At 36.5% G+C, this 23,207-nt stretch carries 25 protein-coding genes; 15 read left to right on the top strand and 10 right to left on the bottom strand.

Features of this window, described 5'->3' with window-relative positions; all coding sequences use genetic code 11:
* Positions 1–68: 68 nt before the first annotated feature.
* Positions 69–1,175, bottom strand: coding sequence for a serine hydrolase (locus J2X77_RS16945; RefSeq protein ID WP_209579591.1), 1,107 nt, complete (start codon positions 1,173–1,175; stop codon positions 69–71).
* Between the two features lie 253 nt (positions 1,176–1,428).
* Positions 1,429–3,732: a TonB-dependent receptor gene (locus J2X77_RS16940; protein WP_310081807.1), complete on the bottom strand. Its 2,304-nt coding sequence runs from the start codon at positions 3,730–3,732 to the stop codon at positions 1,429–1,431.
* Between the two features lie 927 nt (positions 3,733–4,659).
* Between J2X77_RS16940 and J2X77_RS16935 the strand changes: the two genes are divergently transcribed.
* Positions 4,660–5,451 (top strand): hypothetical protein, encoded by a 792-nt coding sequence (locus J2X77_RS16935; RefSeq protein WP_310081749.1) that lies wholly within the window; start codon positions 4,660–4,662, stop codon positions 5,449–5,451.
* 172 nt (positions 5,452–5,623) lie between these two features.
* Here the strand turns inward: J2X77_RS16935 and J2X77_RS16930 are convergent, their stop codons facing one another.
* A complete protein-coding gene (locus J2X77_RS16930) occupies positions 5,624–6,151 on the bottom strand; it encodes a DUF4468 domain-containing protein (RefSeq protein WP_209579596.1) in 528 nt (175 codons plus the stop codon).
* A 293-nt stretch (positions 6,152–6,444) separates the two neighbouring features.
* Between J2X77_RS16930 and J2X77_RS16925 the strand changes: the two genes are divergently transcribed.
* Positions 6,445–6,831, top strand: coding sequence for a hypothetical protein (locus J2X77_RS16925; protein ID WP_209579599.1), 387 nt, complete (start codon positions 6,445–6,447; stop codon positions 6,829–6,831).
* A 191-nt stretch (positions 6,832–7,022) separates the two neighbouring features.
* A complete protein-coding gene (locus J2X77_RS16920; protein ID WP_209579707.1) occupies positions 7,023–7,652 on the top strand; it encodes a PD-(D/E)XK nuclease family transposase in 630 nt (209 codons plus the stop codon).
* 574 nt (positions 7,653–8,226) lie between these two features.
* Here the strand turns inward: J2X77_RS16920 and J2X77_RS16915 are convergent.
* Positions 8,227–8,664 (bottom strand): carboxymuconolactone decarboxylase family protein, encoded by a 438-nt coding sequence (locus tag J2X77_RS16915; protein WP_209579600.1) that lies wholly within the window; start codon positions 8,662–8,664, stop codon positions 8,227–8,229.
* A gap of 226 nt (positions 8,665–8,890) precedes the next feature.
* On the opposite strand from J2X77_RS16915, the gene J2X77_RS16910 reads away from it, so the two are divergent.
* From J2X77_RS16910 to J2X77_RS16900, 3 genes are all read left to right on the top strand, one after another.
* Positions 8,891–9,304: a GNAT family N-acetyltransferase gene (locus J2X77_RS16910; protein WP_209579602.1), complete on the top strand. Its 414-nt coding sequence runs from the start codon at positions 8,891–8,893 to the stop codon at positions 9,302–9,304.
* A gap of 93 nt (positions 9,305–9,397) precedes the next feature.
* Positions 9,398–9,826, top strand: coding sequence for a hypothetical protein (locus J2X77_RS16905; protein WP_209579604.1), 429 nt, complete (start codon positions 9,398–9,400; stop codon positions 9,824–9,826).
* Between the two features lie 422 nt (positions 9,827–10,248).
* Positions 10,249–11,025 carry a hypothetical protein gene (locus J2X77_RS16900; RefSeq protein ID WP_209579605.1) on the top strand — a complete coding sequence of 259 codons (777 nt, stop codon included), beginning with the start codon at positions 10,249–10,251 and terminating at the stop codon, positions 11,023–11,025.
* A gap of 106 nt (positions 11,026–11,131) precedes the next feature.
* Here J2X77_RS16900 and J2X77_RS16895 read toward each other — a convergent pair whose 3' ends face one another.
* Positions 11,132–11,521, bottom strand: coding sequence for a DUF1398 domain-containing protein (locus J2X77_RS16895; RefSeq protein ID WP_209579607.1), 390 nt, complete (start codon positions 11,519–11,521; stop codon positions 11,132–11,134).
* Between the two features lie 275 nt (positions 11,522–11,796).
* Between J2X77_RS16895 and J2X77_RS16890 the strand changes: the two genes are divergently transcribed.
* Together J2X77_RS16890 and J2X77_RS16885 are read left to right on the top strand one after the other, a co-directional pair.
* The gene (locus J2X77_RS16890; RefSeq protein WP_310081744.1) at positions 11,797–12,672 is read left to right on the top strand and encodes an AraC family transcriptional regulator; all 876 of its coding nucleotides are present in this window, start codon (positions 11,797–11,799) and stop codon (positions 12,670–12,672) included.
* A gap of 78 nt (positions 12,673–12,750) precedes the next feature.
* Complete coding sequence (locus J2X77_RS16885) at positions 12,751–13,245, top strand: VOC family protein (RefSeq protein WP_209579611.1); 495 nt, start codon at positions 12,751–12,753, stop codon at positions 13,243–13,245.
* Positions 13,246–13,468: 223 nt separating this feature from the next.
* Here the strand turns inward: J2X77_RS16885 and J2X77_RS16880 are convergent, their stop codons facing one another.
* The gene (locus tag J2X77_RS16880; protein ID WP_209579613.1) at positions 13,469–14,035 is read right to left on the bottom strand and encodes a TetR/AcrR family transcriptional regulator; all 567 of its coding nucleotides are present in this window, start codon (positions 14,033–14,035) and stop codon (positions 13,469–13,471) included.
* Positions 14,036–14,159: 124 nt separating this feature from the next.
* Between J2X77_RS16880 and J2X77_RS16875 the strand changes: the two genes are divergently transcribed.
* Both J2X77_RS16875 and J2X77_RS16870 read left to right on the top strand, forming a co-directional pair.
* On the top strand, positions 14,160–14,507 hold the full coding sequence (locus J2X77_RS16875; RefSeq protein ID WP_209579615.1) for a nuclear transport factor 2 family protein: 348 nt from the start codon (positions 14,160–14,162) through the stop codon (positions 14,505–14,507).
* A gap of 138 nt (positions 14,508–14,645) precedes the next feature.
* The gene (locus J2X77_RS16870; RefSeq protein WP_209579618.1) at positions 14,646–15,074 is read left to right on the top strand and encodes a GNAT family N-acetyltransferase; all 429 of its coding nucleotides are present in this window, start codon (positions 14,646–14,648) and stop codon (positions 15,072–15,074) included.
* A gap of 60 nt (positions 15,075–15,134) precedes the next feature.
* Here the strand turns inward: J2X77_RS16870 and J2X77_RS16865 are convergent, their stop codons facing one another.
* The 3 genes from J2X77_RS16865 to J2X77_RS16855 all read right to left on the bottom strand — a co-directional run bounded on the left by J2X77_RS16865 (position 15,135) and on the right by J2X77_RS16855 (position 18,332).
* A complete protein-coding gene (locus J2X77_RS16865; protein ID WP_209579620.1) occupies positions 15,135–15,467 on the bottom strand; it encodes a DUF4870 domain-containing protein in 333 nt (110 codons plus the stop codon).
* 115 nt (positions 15,468–15,582) lie between these two features.
* Complete coding sequence (locus J2X77_RS16860) at positions 15,583–16,326, bottom strand: LytTR family DNA-binding domain-containing protein (RefSeq protein ID WP_310081741.1); 744 nt, start codon at positions 16,324–16,326, stop codon at positions 15,583–15,585.
* A 2-nt stretch (positions 16,327–16,328) separates the two neighbouring features.
* Positions 16,329–18,332: a sensor histidine kinase gene (locus tag J2X77_RS16855; RefSeq protein WP_209579623.1), complete on the bottom strand. Its 2,004-nt coding sequence runs from the start codon at positions 18,330–18,332 to the stop codon at positions 16,329–16,331.
* Between the two features lie 266 nt (positions 18,333–18,598).
* Between J2X77_RS16855 and J2X77_RS16850 the strand changes: the two genes are divergently transcribed.
* The 5 genes from J2X77_RS16850 (at position 18,599) to J2X77_RS16830 (ending at position 22,445) form a co-directional block, all read left to right on the top strand.
* Entirely contained in the window at positions 18,599–19,066 is a 468-nt protein-coding gene (locus J2X77_RS16850) for a hypothetical protein (protein WP_209579625.1), read from the top strand.
* Positions 19,044–19,553: a hypothetical protein gene (locus J2X77_RS16845; RefSeq protein ID WP_209579626.1), complete on the top strand. Its 510-nt coding sequence runs from the start codon at positions 19,044–19,046 to the stop codon at positions 19,551–19,553. Before J2X77_RS16850 ends, J2X77_RS16845 begins: the two co-directional genes overlap by 23 nt.
* 54 nt (positions 19,554–19,607) lie before the next feature.
* Positions 19,608–21,290 carry a tetratricopeptide repeat protein gene (locus J2X77_RS16840; RefSeq protein WP_209579627.1) on the top strand — a complete coding sequence of 561 codons (1,683 nt, stop codon included), beginning with the start codon at positions 19,608–19,610 and terminating at the stop codon, positions 21,288–21,290.
* A gap of 34 nt (positions 21,291–21,324) precedes the next feature.
* A complete protein-coding gene (locus tag J2X77_RS16835) occupies positions 21,325–21,825 on the top strand; it encodes a GNAT family N-acetyltransferase (RefSeq protein ID WP_209579628.1) in 501 nt (166 codons plus the stop codon).
* Positions 21,826–21,911: 86 nt separating this feature from the next.
* Complete coding sequence (locus J2X77_RS16830; protein ID WP_209579629.1) at positions 21,912–22,445, top strand: hypothetical protein; 534 nt, start codon at positions 21,912–21,914, stop codon at positions 22,443–22,445.
* Positions 22,446–22,834: 389 nt separating this feature from the next.
* On the opposite strand, the gene J2X77_RS16825 is transcribed toward J2X77_RS16830, so the two are convergent.
* The gene (locus tag J2X77_RS16825) at positions 22,835–23,011 is read right to left on the bottom strand and encodes a MerR family DNA-binding transcriptional regulator (protein WP_293887475.1); all 177 of its coding nucleotides are present in this window, start codon (positions 23,009–23,011) and stop codon (positions 22,835–22,837) included.
* Positions 23,012–23,207: the final 196 nt, after the last annotated feature.

The following is a 23,207-nucleotide window of genomic DNA, read 5'->3' as shown; positions in this document are numbered from 1 at the left end:
TGGAGTGTCAGATCTTTCTGCGACCAATATAATGTACAGAAAACAAATTAAAACACCTTGCTTTTAAATTATTGTTCATACAATATCGCTCTTACTTTTTGTAAAAATGAATTTATTTTAGCTTCTGAATGATTTTGCAGAATTACAATTGTTTTGTCGCTGTCCAAATGCCTTTCTATATAAGTTGAATACCCTGGCCAACCTCCAGTGTGATAAACTATTCGACCATATTTTTTCGAATTGACTACGAACCAGCCAAAGCCATAATTTGTTTCTTTTCCATCGTTGGTTTTTACAGAATTAAATATCAGATCCTTATCTTTTGCATCAATTAATTTATTGCCATATAGTGCTCTGTCCCATTTTAATAGATCCTCTGTAGTAGAATTAACTGTTCCGTCTCCCACGATTCCATCTAAATAATAGGTATAAAATCCTTTGCCGAAACTATCTGGAAGCACTTTGTTACCAACACTATCTGTAACATATCCAAGAGCATAATTTTCTATTTTTTTAGGTTTAAATCTGCTCCTATAGATAAACGTGTTTCTCATTTTCAAAGGTTGAAATATATTTTCACTCAAAAACTTCTCGAAAGTCTGATGAGATACTCTTTCTATTATCAGAGCCAATAGCGTATAACCCGTATCACTATACTGGAATTTTGCGCCTGGTTGAAAGATCAATTTCGGTCTGTACTTAGCGAAGACGTTAACAATATCCTGGTTGACAGCAATTTTTGCTTTATCCCATTTTTCTTCAAAAATCTCCATATAGTCAGGAAGTCCACTCGTGTGATTTAGTAAATTTCGGATGCTGATATTATCGTCGAACCCCAATTCAGGAATATATTTTGACATTGTGTCATCATAGTCTAGTTTTCCTTGTTTCTCTAACAAAACAATCCCCATGGCAGTGAATTGTTTGGAAACAGATGCCAGCTCGAATATGGTATGGTTATTAAGTTTTTGGCCATTTTTCTCATTCGCAAAACCGTAACTTTCTTCAAATAAGATTTTTCCTTTCTCTGCAATCAACACATTTCCGTTGAACTCTTTCTGCTTAAAAAGAGTATTGAATAAACTGTCAAGCTGCTTATGTTGCCGTGACTGAGCAAAGGTATGATTGAATATTATCCATACAATTGGTATCAATAAAAATGATTTTCTCATCATGTATTATTTGTAATTGCCTACAACTTGGTCTTTATTCCCAAAAGGCTGGATTAGATGGCCTACGCTATGTAAATATACTAATTGTTGACAACAAGATTATCAACAATTAGTTGCATTGATTACTTGGTTTTTTCGGTGGCTTTATTGCGAAGAGAATTGCATCAACTTTTAAGACTCACTTTCTTTAAAAAATCATCTCAGCCAAACAGACCTGAAAATATTCTGACAAGAACGTTACTCACAAATCCCGATATTACAATTTGACGGCTAAATTAGCGGAAAAATGCCTAGGCATCATTTGGTTGACGTAATTACCCCAGTATAGCTTATTTGTGAGGTTATCCACTTTAATGCTTATCCGAACTCTCTTTGTCTCATAACCAGCCACAGCATTCATGACCACATATTCCGGAATATAAAATTCACCAAACTGACGCGATTGACTTATGTAGGCTTTGCTATTATAATTACCACCTGCACCAATAGAAAATCCCTGTAAGGCCTTAGCCTGAAATGCATAGTTGACCCATAAATTGGCCGTTTGCGCCGGTCCCGTCCACTGACGTAATCCATCGATATCTGCGTTTGTATTTATGGAGTAAGCTTTATTGTAAGAATATCCAGCGATAACATTGAAACCTTTGACCATGTTAACTATTAATTCTGTTTCAAGTCCTCTACTGATTTGGCCGCCGTCCTGTATGGTGAAACCATTACGGGCAGGATCAGGTCGGAGGATATCGTTCACTTTAATATCATAATAACTTATTGTCGAGTTTAATTTGCCATCAAGCACATTAAGTTTAAGACCGGTTTCCCATTGATTAGCATTACTTGGTTTAAAAACCGTTCGTGCACCATCGGGCTGTATAGCAGGGCCATTGTTTGCGAATCCGTTCATGTAATTTCCAAATAAAGATATTTTATCTGGTATAAGCTGATACACGAGTCCAAATTTCGGCGAAAGGTTTGTTTGGCTATACTTTCCGGTAACAGTATCAGCCGCCAGATCGTGTGATCCCCCAGATGCAAAGTGGTCAATGCGAAGGCTGGCCATGGCCAAAAAATTATGAGAAATATTAAAAACATCAGAAAAGTAGGCGCTATAAGTACTTTGTTCACTGATTGTACGTATAGGACTTAGTGTGGCTAAAAAAGCATCTACAGTAGCTTTCGAAATATGAGTATAAGCTGGATCTTTTCCTTTTAGTGCAATACGGTCGAATGGGTAGCCAATAATGAAGTTTTCATTCGATCGGGCGTTATAATAATCCAGCCCCACTACTAAACGGTTGCGATGGCCAGCAAGTTCAAAGTCACCCGTGAAATTTTGTTGAATTTCAATACTATTATAATTTGAGTTACTATATCGGATATTTCTATTTACACTGTCCTGCATAATTTCATTCCATACACGGTAGCCGACACTGGAGTGTTTTGTCTGCGAGATCAGCGTTTGTGATTTCCATTTATCTGACAATTGATAAGCGGCTTCAGCGTAAATGCTAACGGATGGTTTAGACTCCGTTAAGTCGTTCCCATGATAATATCTCTTCCAGTTGATACCCAAGCTCTCTGTACTTGTTTTTGTAAATGACATTTCGGGAAATAGGCGATGGAAATCATTTGCTTTCTGTTGATAGATCTCCGCATCGATCGAAATTGTTAAACGATCATTTACTTTATACAAGAGAGATGGTGCAATAAAAAGACGTTTGGTAAAGCCTGCATCCATGTAGTTTCCTTCATCGTGGTAAGCAATATTTGTGCGCATCAGAAGTCCGGCATCTTTTGCCAGGGGGGTGTTAATATCGGCCGTAATTCTATTCAGGTCAAATCCGCCCAATGTATATGAAATCTCACCCTTAGCTATGTCAAAAGGTTTCTTTGTTACCCGGTTGATCAATCCGCCAAAGGAGGTCAAACTATTTCCAAATAAGGTGGCCGACGGGCCTTTCAATACTTCGATGTGTTCAATATTAGCGACTTCCAAACTATTATCTTTTCTATCCTGGATACCGTTCCTGATAAAACTGTTGTTCTCAAAACCGCGCATGTAAAAAGAGTTACTTCCGTTGACCAGGCCCTGGCTCACACCAGTCACATTTTTTAGCACATCATTATAGGTCACGATGACCTGCTCTTGCAAAATTTCCTTGGGCACAACATTGTATACCTGGGGGTTCTCCAAATTTTTCAAAGGCAACTTTGCTACCTGTTCGGATTCTTTCTTTCCAAACCTGCGGTATCCCGATATTTCGATGCCGTCCAGTACCCTTTCTTTTAAACTTAATACAAAGTCTAACACCATTTCCTGGCCGTTAAGTAATGTGATTTGTTTTGACTCCATATCTGTGCCCAAATATTTGGCAGAGATTATATAGGTTCCAGCTTGTAGCTTAGTAAAGCTGTAATTTCCATGATTGTCCGTTTGGACAGATTTTTTGCTTTCGGAAAGCGACACCGTTACAAATGGCATTCGTTCCCCAGTTTGCGATTTTATTGTACCACGCACTGCTGCTGTTTGGCAGACAGCTTTGTGTGACGAAAAAATCATAAGTAGAATAAAAAAGATCCCTATGGGATTATCAAAGTTAAAATTGATTTTTGGTTTCATGTCAATGAAATAATTATGACTAAAAGGTTGTGTTCAGTATTTATTTAGAACAAATATAAATAATATAGGTATACTCCAAAATACTATTTGAATTTTGTGAATTCAACAATGGATGCATACGATTAGGAATGCTGCAAATATGCTTTGAGTGTATCTTTCCCATCTGTGTGTTTCCAATACATTTTTTCTTTTCCCAATTATTATTGCGGCACTGATTACAATTTTAGGAAGTATCACACTACTGAAGATCATGACCAATAGGATAAAAGAGAAGGAGTGGATCATCAGGATCAACGATCAAGAAAATATCACCGCAAGATTTAGAAATTATGTATATAATTTTAATATGACTGATATCGTGATGATTAAAAATATGGGTAATGAAAGTGTCCGCTATTTAACCATTAAAACTAGCGATAAATTTCTTAAAATAAGAGTCGGCCACACCGGTCAAAATATTATAGGTAAAATATGATATTAAAACAGCAATTTACATCATATTTAAATGTAGTTATTTATTCGAAACTGTAATGAATCATCCTTTTGTAGCGTAGTTTGATTTATTTTTCAATCGGAGGAAGACCGGCTGTCCATCGATCGAGGTAATACGCTGTGCCAACATGCTGCTAAAGCCCGATCCGCGGAGTGAGTAGGACGGATCTTCTCATCGGGAAAAAGCTGACATAGCGAAAGGAAAGTAAAGCATATAACATATCAGGTTTTACGGCCTCTCTAATACTGTCCAAGCGGCCTTTTTTTTAGGAAGTCACCAGAAGATCATTCCGCCCGTTAGTAGCATCAGTTTGGCGCGGAAAACTTAAGAATGTGAGAATAAAACCGTAATTTCATCGATCAATGAGCTTTAACATGACATTTCTATACCGATATCTTCGTGTATTTGCGTTGCTAGCTACATTCCTATTTTCTCTCCATGTTTTTGCGCAAAAACAATCAGGAGTGGACAGCAATGCGTTGGCAATTCAATTCGTTGAAAGACAACTTCCTGAGGGCGACTATACCGCGGCGGTGTTGGGTGTTCCCCGACCCAACGCAGCGCAGGTCGCAATTGTTGAGAAAATGAAACAAGCGATGAGAGCCAATGAAGATTGGTTTTTCAAAACAATGAAGGGATTAAAACCAGGAGAACCGATACCGTATCACAAAAATCTAGGTATTAGCGAAGAGGAGTATGCTGTATTTATAGCTTTCTCCCAATCTGTCAAATTAGACAAAATAGGGGTTATGGAGGTCAAGATTGTGCGTAAGGAAAACAGTTTACATTTTGAACCGAAAGACTTCGGAGACTATTTAAAATACCTAGTCGTCGATTTAAAAGACCACAGACTCAGAGTTGATAGTGTGAGCTTGGAATACAAAGAGCAGATCACTATGGATGTCAAACGGACAACATTGGTTGCAGGGCCTTGGGTAGGTTACTCCTGGCAACTCGAAGAAGTTAAGAAAGACGGAAAAATAATTTCAGATCCGAATAAAGTAGTTCCTGCAGAAATGGAAGAACTGGATATAAAATCTATTAAGGTAATCATTGGCAAACTCGATCATAGCGATCAGTGTTTTCTGTATCTCAAGAGTAACATTGTCAATAAAGGACATTTGCTTGCAAAACAGGATTTAGCTCTTTTATTAACGAAAAAATAAGCCGAAATCCAACGTTATGTCTAACTCATCCACTCATCCGTAGTAGTATTGACAACCGCAATACTGTTTCTGATGTTGGCTTTAAAAGATTAAGAATGCTAAAAAAAATAGGAACGCCTAAACGCGCCTCCTTAGAGAGCGGCAAGGAGAGGGCATTGCTTTAACACATGAATTACCAATTATCAATATTGGCGGATTTATCAAGAATGGATTTTATCAGCCCATTAAAGTATGCGTTTACGAATTGATGGCGTTTCTCTTTTTTGGGAGTACCATTGCCCTTGAAATAAAATTTCTCCACGTTCATTTTATTCCAAGTGCCATTGTAGTTCATAATTTGGGCACTGAAAGTTGGACTGTTGATTCTTATCTTTCCATCTTTAAACAAAAAAGATAAGGTGTAATCGACATCATAGTAGGCAATAGCGGATGTTTTAAGTCCTCTATGTTGGTAAGCTGCTAAAGTTATCGCCTGCCCGGGAACCAAAGTCAGGCCTTCTTTGGGATTTGAATATAAGCTATTGATCGACTTTAATACATTATCGTAAAGTTCTTGCTGTTTAGCGCCAGGAACTTCTACTACAGTATAGTCTAGATTCTCTTTAGAAACGAAACCTGTTGGAGCTAGGGTGAAATATTGTGAAAATGCTAAATTTGTGAACAGAAGCAAAAATATTCCGGTAATTATGTAATTTTTCATATTAAATCGTTCTAAAGGGAATTAACTCAACCAACTTTACAAAATAATTATTTAGTTTACTCAATTTACTTCTTTGTAAAAGAAAATCCAAACTTAGGGGTTGGAGAATTGAAATTTGTATATCAAAATTTGTGCCCACTGCAAAAAGGGAGCATTTAAAAGTAGAGAATTCGGACTTGAGTTACTAGTTTAAAAGGGATGAGAACAGAGCCTCATTCCAATTTAAGTTTATGAAAGGAATATTTTACTTAATTTAGTTAAAACTCAAGAGTTTTATCATATCGATCAACAAAATGAAATCAAAAAAAGAGATTTTACTGAATATTCCTAAAGATTGCGATAATTCCCCCAAAAGAAGAATTATTAGGGATTTTGTAGTTGCCTTTTATAAAAAAGATTGGCAAAAAATTAATGAAATGCTTGAAGACAAATTTACTTTCAAAATTATCGGCAATAGAAATATAGAAACTGATGATGAATTTGTAAAATACTTACATAGTTTTATTAATGTAGTCGAACTGAATATAGATGAAATTCTAAGCCACGGTAAATATGGTGCATGTAATGGAACGATTAAATATAAAGCAAAAGAAGTAAATTATGCATATTTCTTTGAGTTTCAATCTGCAGGGAAAAATACCATTAAGACAATTTCCGAGTATAAAGTTATCAATCAATAGCTAAAATTCTCAATAATTCGAAGGGGATTGATTATGGGACAAATCTCACACGCACTATAGCAATGGTAACCAAGCATGTTTTTTTTGCGCTAATTATTTTAGTATTTTTCAATTTATTATTGTATATTTACTTGATAACCAATTAATAAATAATATGGCTAGATCAAAAAAACATTTGGGTAGGTATGTAGATCCACGTACCGATTTCGGTTGGAAATTTTGTCAATAAACAATTAGCACGAGGTAAGAAGGGGAGTGATTATTACCTACCAGAGGTTTACTTTAGTGGTATTTTGGAATTTGACATGGATAGAAATGGAAGCTCTGGTGTATCCCGTGTCACAGGGCGGCCTTATTTCTATGATGTGGCGCTGTGTGACAAATTGACCAAAGAGATATTTTATGATAAATTGGGATATAAAATGATTTCGCTTCCATTATTTAATAAACAGCCAGAAGAACTAAAGACAGTTATGGATCAGTGGTTGTACTTACTTAAACATTTGAGTACCATGGATAGATTACCATCATTTTTGGATAAAAGAATATTTGGTTTTATCTTTGAGATAGGAGAGATAGGCAAATTAACGGAGGAAGAACTAATGTCATACGAAGCAAGTTTAAAACATAAGCGTGATGCTGAGAGCGTATTTAATTCGGCCAAGAAATCCGGAGAAGCTTTGGGTCACGCTAAAGGCCTAGCAGAAGGAGAGCGTAAAAAAGCTCTTGAGACTGCTAAAGCATTTAAGGAAATGGGGCTACCTATAGCTGATATTGCCAAGGGCACAGGACTTTCTGTCGAAGAGGTCCAAAAACTCTAAGTTTCTTTATTTAGGATGACAGCACCACACCGATAGATGAGTGGCCCGAGCCCATTAAATTGGTTGACACAGTTTATGTTAATTATCATTAAAACACCCCCATATTTTCTCACTAGAATGCCACTACCATAAGTTTTTGATTAAGGTTTAACTTGTCGGAGTATTAAAGTCCGACATTATGTAGAAAGTGTCAATGTATAATACGATAGAAACACTGTTATCCCATAAGAAATCAATACGGGAGATAGCCTCAGAATTTTGGTGTGCCGCAAGACCGTTTCACGGATATAGAAACCCTTCAGCGTGGCCAAGAGGAACCTTTGTCCTAGGTAAGACCAAAGCTGCTGGACGATTATCTCGATGACATTCAGACATATAAGGAAATGGGGCTGAGTGCCATACTTATCCACCAGCGCCTGCATGAGCAGCACGGCTTAGATGTATCTTATCCTAGTTTAGCCACGAGTAGGGTGCTTGCACGATTAGGCAAACGGAACAATAAATAGGAACAAATAAGGCGCACTACAACGTACGCCTTATTCTCATATCCAAAAAAAGCAAAATTCGAAAATGTTTAGCTATGAAACATTTTTGTAGATACCGCAATTCTGTTCCAAAAATTCATCTGATTGATGGCAACAATCATCTGAGCGACCTGATGGTCGTCAAAATATTTCTGAACTTCTTGAAAGACGGATTCACATACTCCGTTTTCAGAAATTTCTGTTACCTGGTCAGCCAATGCTAAAACAGCTCTTTCCTCATCATTAAACAATGGGCTTTCCTTCCATGCTGTCAGAGCATAGATACGAGATTCCGTTTCACCTAATCTTCTGGCATCCTTTGTATGTATCTCAATGCAAAAAGCACATTTGTTGATTTGCGAAACCCGAATCTTGATTAGCTCACGAAGGTTTACGCTTAGGTTTGTAGTTGATAAATATTTTTCCATAGCATATAAGATTTCATACACTTTTGGTTCCAATTCCTTAATGTTGATGCGTTGTTTCATTTTGTCTATTTTTCGTAGTTAAAAAGATATTTCTGTTTTCCTCCTGTTATGCTCATATTTGATTTTATAATTCATTGTTTGAGTAGTGCAAAGTTGAATAAAGATAATTTGATAAAACTTAAACAGGTTTAAGAAATGGATTAAGATCATTTTTTACCTATCAGGATATTAATAGATTACTTTATTTTCTTAAATTAGGTAATTTGAAGTAATGAAAAATATTAAAATGGATACTTTTAAATTAGATAACCCTGCCTGGTATTCACTAAATGAAGCACATGAGGAATTCGCAGTTAATTATGATGGCCTAAAGTTTTACCAACCTGCTTATTGTCCATTTGGAGGGGTATTTACTGACAAATCGGTTGCGCTCAATATAGCAGATTATGCTTCATTCACAGACTATTTTTTCCTAATTGGCGATGAGCCTAAGATTGATCAGAACGTCAAAATTGATGGTGAACTTGTATGCAATCAGATGATTCTTGAGAAACCAATTGACTTAGAATCTAACACATCCAAAATTCCCTATTTGGACGTTGCTTCTGATAATGCGAATGCGATACGCTTATATCAAAAGCTGGGGTTTGTATCTAGAAGAAAATTAAGTTTCTGGAAGATGAGTCGCGTTTTGCGGTAGAAATTAAATATAAAAAAACGTACTATAGAGAGTAATTAACAATTACTGATACGTACTGTTATACGAACTGAATTTTTAAAGAACTAGTGATATATGAAAGAAAACGTAAGAAAATATTTAGAAGAGCATGAGCTTAAGCTACTTGCTGATAGTCAAGTTATGGCAAAAGAAATACTGCGGAGACATAGCCTAGATAAGTTTGAAGATTTTTATGAATTTATGAGTGTTTACGGGGGTGACCTCGATGGGAAACTCGGCTACATGTTTGATATTATACAGGATATAGACGATGAAGAAGGAGTGACCGCATCTTTGATCCAAAATGGCGATATACCGAACAATTACATTTCCCTACAGGATTTTGACTATGAGCATTATTTGCTTTATGATAAATCTAATAATCATGTCGTTTTGGTGTATGACGCAAATAGCGATAGACTAAATAGGGGTGATTTTGATCAGGAATGGACCACATTTTCCGATTTTTTACAGTGGTTTTTTGAACTGGATCATGATAAGTAAACTTTAAACCATTTAACATACTCCTTTACATGCTCAGCACTGTGCATTACGAAAATTATCCGGAAGTGATAAAGTTCTAGTAGAGAAAGGTTGAATGTAAAATTCATGTTGGATTAACGCCCGCATTTGTATGCTGGCGTCCTGACCTTGGGAATCCCAAATGTTTTGAAGAGTCTTATTCAACTCACTTAGAAATAGATCTACCATCAATAACAATAAACAATACTGATACGTATTGTTATACGAACTGAATTTTTAAAGAACTAATGATATATGAAAGAAAACGTAAGAAAATATTTAGAAGAGCATGAGGTTAATCTACTTGCTGATAGTCAAGTTATGGCAAAAGAAATACTGCAGCAATATAGGTGTGGCAATCACTAAAAATAAATATGTATAGAAACTAGAATAAAGCCATGCCTATGTTACGTGTTATTATTACCTGCATATTATTTTTCCTCTGTCTTACACACCATGCCCAAAATAGTAATACATCTTTTGGTCGTGATTCAATTTTAATAAATAGTATTGAGAAAGGCGCTATTCAAAAAATAATTACAACACCAGATAGCATCCGTGCGTTGAAAAAGAGATTAAAGTGTGCTCTAGAAAGAGATGTAGAAAGACCATTTATGTGGGATCTTTTTGTTTCATCTAATGACACCTTGCTGCAATTTTATAATTACAAAGATCTGGTTATCGACGGCACAACGTTTAAAGCTTTCTATTTGAGAGTAGATTATGAGGATGGAGATTATCAGGCAATTCTGCTTGTTAATGAGCTACCTTTTATAGAATACACGAGTTTGTTATGTTACGAGGTACTTCATTCAGAAGAAACCTACCGGCGTTACAGCGAGATTAAACAAAGTCTGGTCACTATTCATTTAAAAACCGAAAAAGCTGATAAAGCTTTGAAGTATGAGGTTAAGGATGGTTTGTTCCTTGATTACTTAAGCACGCCATCGGTTGATAAAAAATGGGGAGATTACCAGCTAAAGGGCCTAACCAAAGATCACCTGAAAAATGGCTATTGGATTGAAAAACGGTATGACATTATGTTCAATAAAAATATGGTCGAAGATGGGCATTATATCAACGGTAAGCGAACAGGCGAATGGAATTATTCTGAAAATGGGCCTGTCCAACTCATTAAAACGTATCGCGATGGTCAATGTATCTCTATAAAATACCCATAACAAGGAATACGAATGGCCTTTTATTATTTCGATGCGAAAAGATGCCGGGCAGCAGATACCTATCTGGTCCGAAGAAAAGGGCATGAAGGATTTGCGTAAACAATAATTAAAGCGGTATTTCTTCTACCAGAACTTCATTTCCAGCACTATCATAGTATGCACAGGTCAACTTGTCTAGAAGAACAGTCCATTTTTCGATACCACATTTCGCGCACATCTTCATAAAACTTGCATAGTCTGTTTTGCCTTGCTGGTGATCTTTTAATCCTTGTTTAAATTGTTCGGAATAAAAACTCGAACCGATTGTTAAGAATTCGTGATTGCCGGGAGAACTGGTTTTATAGCGATTATTGCCATAATGATCCGAGTGTCCATCGGCAACAAAAACATCATAAGAGGTAACGCCCAATTTTTTGATATCCTGAATGTAGGCTGCAAAGTCTGCACCTGATTTCACTTTACTGTGAGCAGCTTCAATTTGTTCTACTGTAAACATTTCTCTTTGATTTATACGCGTTAACTTCCCTATTGAAGCTCAGAATCTAATACCATCCTATTCAATAGAATAGTAAATATACTAAAAGAATCGGACTGGCAAATCAACGAGATTCGGGTAAAGAATTGCACGTAATAGAGCAGGTAGTACGAACGATGCTACATTTGCAGCGAGTGGCATATAAGTGCGTATTTGATGGTTATTTTAATATATGTAATTTTACATGTAAAAAGAGGTTGGCTTAAACGGCCGAAAAAGCGAGTCGGGTGCACGGTATGATTTTTATCGAAGATTTTTTAAGTGAATATTTTGGTCTTCTGCAAAGTGATGCAGATGAGGTAAATTGTTGTGTGATCAGTTTAAAGGATTATAAGTATGCTATTGACGCCGTCAAGTTGAATTTTTACCTGGCTGTTTTATGCAGTCGGGGCGAATGCAATGTTACTGTTGGACACCACGATTTTTCAATAAGTTCATCTACCATATCCATCATTCCTCCACAAACACTATTTTCCATTAAAAATTTTTCAGAACCTTTTGTTGCTGATTTTTTGTTTTTTAAATCCGACTTTGTCAAGACAGGATTTGTAAAGAGTGAGGTCATGGAAGAGCTGCTGCTGATTAATCCAGATTATCCGCCGATATTCGATCTGGAAGAAACAAAATTTCAGGATTTCTCGTATAAAATCGCGAAGATAAAGGACGAAACAGAAAATCAGTCACCATTTTGTCTTGAAGTATCAAGGCTATATATCCTGCAGCTTCTATACGATTATAATAGAGTATGTGAAATGTGCTTATTAAATTCGGACAAGTTAATTAATCGGCAGTATCAAATCATGTATACGTTCAGGAAACTGGTAGATAAAAATTTTCATCAATACAAAACAGTCAAAGAATACGCAGATCTCATGTATCTATCTTCAAAATATCTGAGTGAGTGCGTGAAAAATCAGACCGGGGTATCTGCTCTCGCTCTTATTCGAAACAGGATTATGCTCGAAGCGGAATTACTCTTAAAATATTCTACGCTTTCTGTAAAAAATATTTCTGACAAACTTGGTTTTACGTCCACTTCTTCTTTTTCCCGTTTTTTCAAAGCCGCAAAAGGAGTTTCTCCCATACATTATCATAAAAAACCGAAAAATTGACAACATAACCGGAACTTCCGTGATTGTTTAAATATGTTTTCATTTGGAAATTTGTGGGAGGAAATTAAAGCAAATTTTATGAAAAAATTATTGATAACAATGGCATCTGCTACTGCCTTAGCTTTTGCTGCATCCTGCACCCAGCAGCTAGATAAACAAATTTCGAATGGAAATTACAAGATGAAAGCCGTACAGTTCAGAATAGCGCGGCCTACCAACAACTTGAATGAAGTAGTTAAATTTTATAATGATATCCTGGGAATGGAAATAATTGGAAAATTTGAAGATCATCTGGGTTACGATGGTGTGATGTTGGGTATGCCTGACAAAACCTATCATCTGGAGTTTACCCAGCAAGCGGAAAAGTTTCCTTTACCTGAGCCGACGAAAGAAAACCTACTAGTCCTTTACTACGATAATAAAGACGACTATAAACGCGCAAATGAGCGTTTAAAGAATGCGGGAATTGGCGCTGTCGAACCTGAAAATCCTTACTGGAAAGATAAAAGTGTGACGTATGAAGATCCAGACGGATGGAGGGTTGTGCTGTTTAACGGAGTATATAATCCTTAGTCAGTAATCGAGCTGTCTATTTATATAGCTAGTCGCAGCGATTATTATTTTTAGCTTCGTATTATGAACGATAGACCGGCGCCAAAAAATCAAAAATTTCTTGGCGCTGATTTTTGAAATGTCTATTCTTTTTCGAAAACTGATGGCAATAATTGACCTGCAATATAGGTACAACTCAACATGATCGAATCGTCACATTTAACCAGTAATATGTATTACATCTTTATTCATCCACGATGGAGATTATCCGTAACATCATTGTAATCACCTTTTCTTTAGTCAAAGGGATTACATTATGAACAATCGTATAACCTTCCACAAAAGGAATAAGGAAGTTCACAACATCGTCAGGCTTGCGGCAAAATTTGGATACCAAATTAATCATCCAAAGACAGTATGTCTTATAATATGCTTCTACTGCGTGCTGCAAATCTTTATTTCTAGCTGCCAAAGTCCATATCTCCTGAAACATCAATGTTTGATGGCTGGATTTGCTATCAATTAATAACATGCTCAATACCTTTTCCAAAAAAGTATCTTTATCGGGCACGCTATTCTCGGTTAAAAGTTTTATGGCCTGGGTAAGTTCTTTTTTACAGCTTTCAAAGTAAAATTCAACTGTGGCAATGAAGAGGAGGTCCTTATCCTTATAATAATATTGAAGGTTACTGAGCGAGATATTAGCATGTTTAGCAACCATTCTCATCGATAGTTTTTCGGCTCCCTGTTCAGTTAGGATCGCTATTGTTGTGGATAAAATCTGGTGTAACCGCTCTTCCTTTTTATGCATTCGACAAATTTAAAAATAAAATATCAAAAAATGTTTTTATATAGGTCAAATGACCTATATTTGTATTAGGTCGATTGACCTATTTTAATAATGCAATAGGATAATAGCAAAAAGATATACGAACATGAAAAATGCATCAATTTTACACACAGCCAATGAATTTGTATCCAAAGGAGACCATGAAGGGTTCTTAGCCTACTGTACTGATCAAACAAAGTGGGTATTTGTCGGTGAGCGAACGCTGAATGGTAAGGAAGAAGTCCGTACTTATATGGAGGAGTTTTATGAGGAACCGCCAGTTTTCAACGTAGAGAAGACGATTGAGGAGGAGGATTTTGTTACAGTGACCGGAGAAATCCGATTGAAAAACAAGGCCGGAGAATATGAGCATTTCTATTATTGCGACATTTGGAGATTCGAAGAGGGAAAAATAGCAGAACTTAAAGCATTTGTTATCGGGAAGCCCCAGTAATTCGCGCATCTTTATACTATATGCCCCTAAAGATTAGTTTAAATTTTCTGTTGACTTATTTCTTAAAGTTGAATGGATGTAGTGGGGAATCTGAAAACAGTCAACGTAATAATGCATGAGAAGAAATAGCGTTTTAACATGATAAAAATAGTAGTTTTAAACAATACCAATATCAATGGAAATGTCCAAAATCAGATTTTTGAGCTGTTTAAGCAATTGAGCCCCAATAAAACACAATCGAAATTGGATGAAATTTTAATTCAAAACAACGAGGTAACTTTACTAGCTTGTTTTATCGGAGACAGAATAGTCGGCATTGCCTCCATGGCAGTCTACCACGTAATCTCAGGTAGGAAAGGCTGGATTGAAGATGTTGTGGTAGACAAGGGCTATCGTGGAATGGGAATCGGAAATAGACTTATCGAAAAACTACTATCCATCTCCAACGAACAGCAACTGAGTGAAGTGCTGCTATTTACCGAAGAACACCGTACGTCTGCCATCGGACTCTATGAAAAGCTTGGTTTCAGTAAAAAGAGTAGCAACATCTATATATTAAAAAAATAATGGAGATTAGAAAATGCATCTTATTTTTATGTCTGATGTTTAATTTCGGTTATTCACAAGTTATTGCTCGATGAAATTAAACTGGTTTTCGAAAAGTTTACCAATCAAAGGAAGAGGTTTCTTGACTTCACCGGCAGCATTGATGACTCCGATGATAAAAAGAATGAAAAGTACGATTCCAATAAAATTAATAAAATAGAGTGAAGGAACTAATAAAAGAACAAACCACATGCTGAAATTAAATATCACTGTAGTGATAAAGAGGCCAAAACCCTGTTTCAAATGGTAGGTTACAAGATCATTTTTAGGAGTGATATCATTCCTTTTAACATACGCTATTAACCATCCGATAATGGTGATGTAAGATAAAATTGCTGCAGTTTTGCTAGTCATAATCTGATTTTTTTTTACAAAACTATCATAACGCCCGAATTTTTTGTCAGCAGATTTTTTTTCTGTGCTGATGACTTTGCGTTTCTGCAGGTTGGATTTTTATCCAGTTTGAAGTCTAATCCTCTTCGTTTTTCATGATTCTAAAGAAATGTTCTCTGTTAGCTCGGGATATAGGGATTGTATCATTGTTCAGCATCATTATAACCCCATCCTTAGAGAAGCTTGTGACGAAATCTGTATTGATTAAATGCGACTGATGTACGCGTATAAAATTGGGTGAAATAAGTATATCTTCATAATATTTCAATGGTTTGGAAACAATAATTTGCTGCCCGTTCTTGAGAATAAATGTTGTATAAGAACCTGAGGTTTCACACCTGATAATGTTTTTGAGTTTTACAACATGCATAGCTTCTATGGTAGGAAGCACTATTCTATCATGCTTCTTGGCGATGCTAGAAGAAGGAGCAATAACATTTTGAAAATCCATGTAATCCGATTTTTTGAGTGCTATACGATCAAGCGTCTCTCTTAACTCATCATAGTCTATTGGTTTCAGGAGATAGTCGATAGCATTGAATTTGAATGCCCTTATCGCATGCTCCTCATAAGCCGTAGTAAAAACAAGATGGAAGTTTTTATGGTTAATCTGTTCAAGAACATCAAAACCGGTTCCGTTTTTCAGCATGATATCCATAAAAACTAGGTCTGGCTTTAAACGGTCAATAATTTTGACGGCTTCTGGCAGCCCTTCGGCGTAACCAATCACCTGTATTCTGTCAGACGCGACCATTTCAAGAAGGATAGAAAGGGCCTCTCTCAGATGATATTCATCTTCTATAATAACTGCTTTATACATTTTTATACTATTGGAATATTGATAGTGATTGTGCATCCCTCATCAGAGCTTTGTTTTGTAAAATGAGGAATAAGTTTGTCTGAGTCATTCTTTGCATACAGTGCCAGTCTTTCATCTATTATTTTTATAGCCAATGGATCATGTTTGTCTTTGTTTTTCCCTTTTTGGGAAGCTTCCATTCCGATTCCATTGTCTCTGATAACACAAATCAATACCTGCCCCGATGATTTTTTTGTGAATGTTATAACTAGGTTTCCTTTTCGATGTGTCAACGGTTTTAGCCCGTGTTCGATCGCATTTTCCACCAAAGGTTGTATGAGTAGGGGTGGTATTTTTTCGTACATATTTACTTCATCTGAAAATTCGAACCTATAATCAAATGAATGGTTAAGCCTCAGTTGTTGCAATTCAATGTAACTTTTCAAGTTTTCTGTCTCTTCTTCCAAGGTTACTGATTCTTTTCTGGAATGATACAAGGTCTCTCTGGTTAGCCGTGCAAATTTATTAAGATAGGTGAGCGCTTTTGTACGGTCACCTTTCAGGATGATGCTCTGAATATTTGCAAGGCAATTAAAAATAAAATGAGGGTCCATCTGAGACTGAAGAAACCGCCGTTCCAAAGAAAGCTTTGCCAATAGATTTTCAAGGCTGTCCTTTTCCAGCAGGTTGAGCTTGAGTTGGTCATTTATTTGCTGCTGCTTCAAGTTATCAGCTTGCTTCTGGTAAAATCGCTTTCTATAATAAAAAGAAATGAAGATAAAAATAACGATAACAAACAAGATCAGTGAAATTACATATCCAAGATTCTTATTTTTTTCCTGAAGCAATTTTTCATTCTCTAACTGTTTTATTTTACGGATTTTTTCAGCAGATTCAAATTTTATTTCCGCAAGCTGCAAATTCCGTTGCATTGTTTCATCGTAGGTAAGGCGGTTATATTTGCTAAAAGACTGGTCATAGAGATAATAAGAAGAATAATCTTTTTCCCTTGCAGCGACTTCTTTGAGACTGGCGTAAAACTGGGCTAATATTTCATGGTCTTTATAAGGTAGCCGAAGCTGGTAAGCAATTCCGTCCAGAAACAATTTCTTGGCTTTGCTATAGTTGCCCTGATATAATAAATACTTTCCACGCAATCCTAGGCTGTTTCTATAAGTAGCCTTCACGCCGTATTTTTTGCTTATGGCAATGGCCGTATCCAATTGTCGCGCAAATAACATCCCATCCATCAGTTTTGGCCGTCTTATCAACAGTGCTGCAAGATTAAGATGAGAAATAGCGATGTTACTCTTACTAGGTATCCTGCTATCGTTCTCTGCGGAAAAGTCTGCGGTCTGTTTTAAAAATTTCACAGAATTTTCCCATAAGGAAATGTTATCTGGGTCTTTATCTGTCAAACCTGTCAGGTAAGAGCCCATTGCCAATCGGGCATGTAGTATGCTTTCGGCATCTGAAGATTGTTGCGCATGCTTCATAGCTTCGCGCACATATTTTTCGACCCGATCATCCGAACTTAAGGAAAAGCTATAGGAAATATCGGCGCATATTTGAGCGCACAGTGCATAATTCTTATGCTTTTCAAAAAGTGTATTGGCTTGAAGCTGGTAATTCAGCGCGGCTGTATTGTCATCGAAATATGATTTAAGATTTCCCATAACCATATAAGTGTAAGCCTTTGCGCGCTCATCGTTGGTTTGTGAGGAAATTTTGTAGGCTTGCTCGGCATAGTTATTAAATTCCTTCGGGCTATTCAGTCTTCGATAAGTTAACGCCAAAAAGGCAAGACAGATTGCTTCATCTTTTTTAGAATTTGATTTCCTGGCCAGTATTAGCGCATTATTGAGCATTTGTTTAGCTTTCGCACTATCCGTAAATCTATACGAATATCCCTGGGATGCCAATGACTCTATTTTTGAGTCTTGCGCTTTCAGTGAAGTGGTGAATGCCATCAGCGGGATTAATATTGCACGGAAAAAATACAGTCTGGTAAAATATAGGTGATCCATAAAATGCTGCAATATCTTTTTGCAAATATAGCTATTAAATCATTGGTTTAATTTTTCGAATAGGGATTCAAATCCACCATACAACAAGTAAAAACATCCAGATACAGATTACCTATTGGAATCGATAGCTTTAAAGTAGTAATATTGATCTACTTGATATACAAAACACATCATTATTTGTATTTTATAGAAATAGATGAGGATAGTATGTTCCTCCGTCTTTGGTGCAGTGAAATAAACGTAAACGGTGTTAAACTTGATTAACTATGGAAAATACAATTAAAAATTTTAAGAAAGAGGGTAACCGTTATATACTTAAACGGCAGTATGGGTTCGGTATATTGATTGTCGCTGGTCTTACAGTCTTGGCCTGGTTCGGATACACATCTAATAATGCAGCAATGATGTGGATTTTTGGAATCTTCGCGGCACTATGTTTTTTATCCATTTATACAGAGCGCATGGTGATTGACTTAGATGAGAAAGCTTTGTTTATCAAAAGAGGTTTAAAAGCAGAGACCTGTATTCCATTTTCAGATATTGCCCATTACCAGATGAGCAGGTTGATTTACATCTTTATACCCGTCCACACATCACTTAATGTGCGTTATTTTTCCGCAGGTGAAGAGAAGTTCGCTATCGTTGCACAAGGCCTGTCAAAACGAGCTATGCAGGATATTTTGAATGATATTGAAGAAATAACACAACCTTATGTCAGAAATCAGCAAGTATAAAATTGTTGACAGCGGTAGGATTTTTAGTTTTACGCCCAACCGCCATAGCGTTAAGTTATCAGTTTGGACACTTGGTGTAATTTTGTCACTGGTTTTGTTAGCCATTATCTTTTTTCGTGAGATCAACCGGGGAATGGTCATTCTGCTTACTGTTCTTGGTCCATATCTTATTCTACACAGCCTTTATGATATTTTTATACGCGCCGAAATATGTTACGTGTTTGACCGAGAAGATCGGATCGTATATATAGAAAAGCCCTTATTTCCTACAAAAAAGATTATGTCCTTTGAAGAAATTGTTATTTTCACCAGCACCACGGGAAGCTATTGGCATTATGCTATTGGGGCAAAGAATAATCATTTGGTTAAAAGCTACCGTATCAGTGAGGATTTTAGGGAGGGCAGAAAAAAATCGTCAAAGGAATCAGCATACGAGAGCGCTATTTTAGCAAAGCTCTATGAAATGCGGCAATTGCCTGTACGTTAGGATTGAACCACACCGTGGTCAATCGCTCTGAATTTAAAATAATTATACACAACAATGAAAGATACACTTCATCAGAACGCATTAAAAGCAGTTGCCGAAGGCAATTATGCCTTGGCTGCGAAATTTTGGCTGGACGGATATGCTCTTCCTCATGATTTGGAGGAACTTCATGAACTATTTTACCATATCAATAACCTCAATGAGGCAAGCGTTGACCCTCATCTATGTGCCATATTGGGTCTTATAGCACTCGACTATAATGAAATATTTGAATCCGACAGAGAGAAAGCGTTAGAAAAATGCTTGGACTGGGCTATTAGCGGGCTTAAAATTGATCCTGAGCATTACCATTGTTACCGGAATGCTGGTTCTGCACTGTACTGGCTTGAAGACTGGGATGGGGCTCTGCGTTATTACGAAAGATCCTGTCAATTACGATCCGCTCCAGTCTTAGAGATACGAATCTTCCGGATAATCAATAGACACAGCGACTATCCGGATTTTTCGCAACTTCATCCTTCTGCAGATTCGCAATCTGCTATGGAATTATACAATGCCGGGGTTGAAATCGATTATGTTCTCAAGCAATATGCCGAAATGTCCGGAGCTGAGAACCAACGGCTCACCGAACTAAAAATACAGTTCTACACCCAATCTTATCAACTTTTTAGAGCGGCAGTTTTGACAGCGCAGACGAACAGTCTTAATTACGATCCGCATACGTTCGCCATGTGCTGTAATAATCTTGCGCGGGAACTCAATTTTAAAGGGGAATATCAGGATGCTGTTACCATTGTTAACGAGGGCATAGCACAAAGTAAATTTATGGTGATTCTTCTCAATAGAATGTACATTTATATGAGTGCTGGTATGCCTAAAAGTGCTATTATCGATGGCGAAGAGCTTTTGAGAGCGTATTCTGAAGAAATGGACTTTATTACCTTAATTAGCACGATTGATGTGGTATGTCTGAGCCACTCGGATATTGGTCAATATCAGGAAATGCTGTACTGGGCCGACCAGGGACTCGAATACTATCAATCGGTAAATCCAGGTGACCCACTTCTTCAAGACGAGGAAATTGTACGCTGTGTGACCAATTTCTACATATCTAAATCCAAAGCTGCGTCTATGCTCGGCTTAGATGTTAATAATTCGGTGGATTCCGAACAGGCTGACTCCTTACTGGAAGCTATGCCTGACAATCCGAGTTTGATGATAAGCAGAGGAGAAACGTTTTTAAGGGATAAACAATGGGAAAAGGCTTTGGAATGTTACAATCAAGCAGTACATTTCGGGCTAGAAAAAGGAATGGCAAGATCTGTTCAGGTTGCATTGTACAACAGGGGATATGTTTTAGAAGTGCATATGAAAGATAGCGAATCAGCTCTTGAAAGTTTTGAGCAGAGCATTGGGCATGGCAACACAGATTTTTGGTGTTATTACTGGGCCGTACACAGCGCATACCACTTGACTGAAAATGAAAAAACTGTGCATTACGGTACATTGGCAATCTCCATGCTGCCGGAACAGAAAGAAATTACAGATGATATCGCGGCAGAACTATATGAACATATCGGTACTTCGCTAATTGATATCGGACATTACACAGAGGCAGTGAAAAATCTTGAAATCTCACTTGGACTTTTCTATAATCGTATTACAGAAGATAACTTAAAAATCGCACGGGCGAACGTCAAAGAGCCAAGCTTTTTTAGAAAACTTTTCGGACAATAGCAAAGTTTTAATCTTATAAACTTAATATCGGCGTATGAAGGGTACAATCATCAGAAAAATAAAAAAATCGGACAACGATGCTCTTTTAAAACTAATTCGAGCTGTGTTTGAAGAGCACAACGCACCGAAAGAAGGAACTGTTTATTCCGATCCGACCACTTCCGACTTATATGCACTTTTCAGCAATGAAAGTGCCGTCCTCTGGGTTGGTGAGGTAAATGGCGTCGTGGTGGGCTGTTGCGGGATTTATCCCACTGCTGGATTGCCTCCGTACTGCGCAGAGCTGGTTAAGTTCTATCTCAATCCAGCGTTCAGAGGCATTGGGCTTGGTAAAGCGTTAATGAATAAAAGTATCGAAAGCGCAAAGAGTCTAGGGTATGATAAAATCTATCTTGAGAGCTTTCCGGAATTTTCAAATGCTATAAAAATGTACGAAAACATGGGCTTTAGATTACTTCAAGAGCCATTAGGAAATTCTGGACACCATGCTTGTTCAATATGGATGCTTCGTAGTGAAGAAATTAGGAAACTTTAGACTATATAAAGTAATCAACTAAGCGCTTAGGTATGGTAATTGTTAGAAAATAAAGCGTAAGATCTTTAAAAACCAACTTCATTTGTATGGCTTTAAAAAAATTGGGCATAATCTTATTAACAGTTTTATCGTTTATATTTCTTTGTGGATGTACAAATAAAAATGCTATTCAATTGAAAGAAATTATGGACGAGAAGGAAGTTCAGGCAACTTCTATTTTGATTGGTGAAAAAGGTATGGAGTCTGCTAAGCTGAACTATTTGATCCAACATGATTATGACAGCGCCCTATTAATTATCGATCAACAGGAAACAGCGTTCAACGTTATTCTCAAAGATTTAAAAAATGCAAATGTTGATGGTATAAAAAAAGGTAAAGAGATCCAGCAAGCTGAGATTGATTACTATATGGCTCTCAAAAATCTATATCTCTTTTCCAAAAAAGAAGTTGAGCAGCAAAAGAAAATAGAGCAGGAAAAAAACGAACAAAAGTTCAGGATTGCCATCGATGAAAGGTATAAACTTGCTCTTGATAAACAGCGTTTATATCAGGTAGTTTACGAAGCGGATGACAAAAGAAATCGTATCAAGAAGCAATTTGAAGTTGAAAACAGTCTTTAATAACTTTCAAATTTTTCTCGTACATTAATCTTATCGTAGCGTTACGATATTACCTCTACTGTATTTTATGCTGCTTTCATTTTCCTCAATTTTTATATGTCCGCTTTCTATGATGATGAACAAAAAATTTGAAGGTGTCAATGATCTTCCTACAATTCCCTCCTTAAATAAGGCTATTTCCGTAAGTACATTTATCATTTATTATTATGCTGAAAGTATCCATAATTGTATAAAATCCATGTAAGGTTTTAACTATCTTTAAGTTTATTTAAGGTTTCTTCAATCATTTCCATACACCTTTTAACCTTTTCAGCGGAAGCATCGAGCGTATAGCCATCATCAATCATTTCCTTTATGAGCAGCATTTTTTTGATGTTCTCATAATTATATCATCTGTTTTTACCTTCCTCTTCCGTTAGGCTTTGTATAATTACTTTTTCTTCCCAATAATGTATTTGCCTTGTCGGAATGCCTGTTATTTGTGCAACTTCTCCAATTCCCACAACTAATTTATCTAAAAAATTAAACTCAAATGAAAGGTCTTTATTATTATCTGATTTGCTCATTTGTAAATAATTTACAATTATTGATAATTAAAAGCAATAAAAGTATGAAAAATACAATTTCAATTTTATCTATAGTATTATTCTGACATTTTTAAGTATGAACGTTATGCACGCATAAACAAAACAAAAATCGGCACTTATTCTGATTGAAATCCAAAACGAATGGATGCATCTAGAAGGAAAATTGAGAAAATTA

Source organism: Sphingobacterium sp. 2149 (assembly GCF_031455655.1).
GTDB lineage: Bacteria > Bacteroidota > Bacteroidia > Sphingobacteriales > Sphingobacteriaceae > Sphingobacterium.
Note: the sequence above shows the minus strand (reverse complement) of the source record. Positions and strands in the feature narration are given on the sequence as shown.